This is a genomic window from Rhodoferax sp., from assembly GCF_039922535.1.
In the GTDB taxonomy this organism is placed as follows: Bacteria; Pseudomonadota; Gammaproteobacteria; order Burkholderiales; family Burkholderiaceae_C; genus Rhodoferax_B.
Window position 1 is genome coordinate 1 of record NZ_JBDTEM010000079.1, and the last position, 1,846, is coordinate 1,846.

The 1,846-nt window shown below is 61.6% G+C and carries 1 protein-coding gene and 1 pseudogene; both read left to right on the forward strand.

The genetic code is table 11. From position 1 onward, the window contains the following. A pseudogene (locus ABI213_RS03275) lies at positions 1-140 on the forward strand (prolipoprotein diacylglyceryl transferase); the annotation flags it as partial. Positions 141-216: 76 nt separating this feature from the next. Continuing rightward, positions 217-1,755 (forward strand): malonyl-CoA synthase, encoded by a 1,539-nt coding sequence (locus ABI213_RS03280; protein ID WP_348005228.1) that lies wholly within the window; start codon positions 217-219, stop codon positions 1,753-1,755. Positions 1,756-1,846: the final 91 nt, after the last annotated feature.

The window sequence follows — 1,846 nt, forward strand, 5'->3', positions numbered from 1 at the left end:
CGGATGCCTTTTTGGGTCTGCTGTCGCTGGGCATGAGCATGGGCCAGTGGCTGTGCGTGCCGATGATTTTGGGCGGCGCGCTGATGTGGTGGTGGGCGGGCAAAGTTGCCACGCCACAGTTAAAGACAAAATTTAAGTAAAAATAGGCTCCAGCGCAGGTGCTACCTGCGCTGGCAGCTATGCAATGAATAGCATTTGACTTGTAAGGACCACGGCATGGCCGAGCGCAACTACAACCTGTTTACGGCGCTGCGGGCCGGTTTTCCGTCCGATCTGGATGCCGTGGCCATCGAGACCGACAGCGGCCTGCGGTACTCCTGGCGCGACCTGGACCGCAGCACCGCCATGCTGGCCAACCTGCTGGCCTCATTAGGTCTTACTGCCGGGGCCCGCATTGCGGTGCAGGTGGATAAATCGGTGGAGGCGATGGTCTTGTACCTGGCCACTCTGCGTGCGGGCTATGTGTTTTTGCCGCTCAACACCGCCTACCAGGCTGATGAAATCCGCTACTTCATTGGCAATGCTGAGCCCGCCGTGGTGGTCTGCAGCGCGCCCAACTTTGGCTGGGTCAGCAAGATCGCCTTCATGGCGGGCACCGAATATGTGTTTACCTTGAACAGCGACCGCACCGGTTCGCTGCTGGACCGCGCGGCCCACCACAGCGACCAGCACACCGTGGCCCTAAAACAGGCCGACGATCTGGCCGCCATTCTGTACACCAGCGGCACCACCGGGCGCAGCAAGGGGGCGATGCTGTCGCATGGCAATCTGCTGAGCAATGCCGCCACCCTGAAAGACTACTGGGGCTGGCAACCGGGCGATGTCCTCATCCACACCTTGCCCATCTTCCACGTGCACGGGCTGTTTGTGGCCATCCATGGCGCGCTGCTCAGTGGCAGCAAGATGCTGTGGGCAGCCAAGTTTGATGCCCGAAAAGTGGTGGAGTGGCTGCCCCGCGCCACGGTGTTCATGGGCGTGCCCACGCTGTACGTGCGCTTGCTGCAGGAGCCGGGGCTGACAGCCGAGGCGGCGCGCAGCATGCGGCTGTTCATCGCCGGGTCGGCTCCCTTGCTGATCGACACCTTCAACGCATGGCAAACCCGTACCGGCCACACCATTTTGGAACGCTACGGCATGAGCGAAACCGCCATGCTGACCTCCAACCCCTACCGCGTGGAGGACGGCGAGCGGCGTGGCGGCACGGTGGGTTTTCCACTACCGGATGTGCAACTGCGGGTGGTGGCGGATTCCGACCAGCCCTTGCCCACCGCCGAGATCGGCGGTATCCAAGTGCGCGGGCCGAATGTGTTCCAAGGCTACTGGCGCATGCCCGAGAAGACGGCCGAAGAGTTCACGGCCGATGGCTTCTTCAAAACCGGCGACGTGGGCCAGATCGATGCGCGGGGCTATGTGCACATCGTAGGCCGCAGCAAAGACCTGATCATCAGCGGCGGCTACAACGTCTACCCGGCGGAGGTGGAGGCCGCCATCAACGAACTCCCAGGCGTGGCCGAGAGTGCCGTGGTGGGCATACCGCACGCGGACTTTGGAGAAGTGGGCGTGGCCGTGGTGATTGCGCAGGTGGGCGCGGTGCTGGACCCGGCGCAGATTCTGGCCGCCCTGAAAGCCCGCATGGCCCATTTCAAAGTCCCCAAACACTGCTTTGTGGTGGCCGAGTTGCCGCGCAACGCCATGGGCAAGGTGCAAAAAAACATGCTGCGCGCGCAGTACACAAAATGTGGCGATTGGGTTTAAGTTTGGCGGATTTCGGACGATAAATTGGTTACACCAGGTTACAGATGCGGGTGTTTCCGCCACCGAGTGCGCGGTTTCATTATTTTTATGC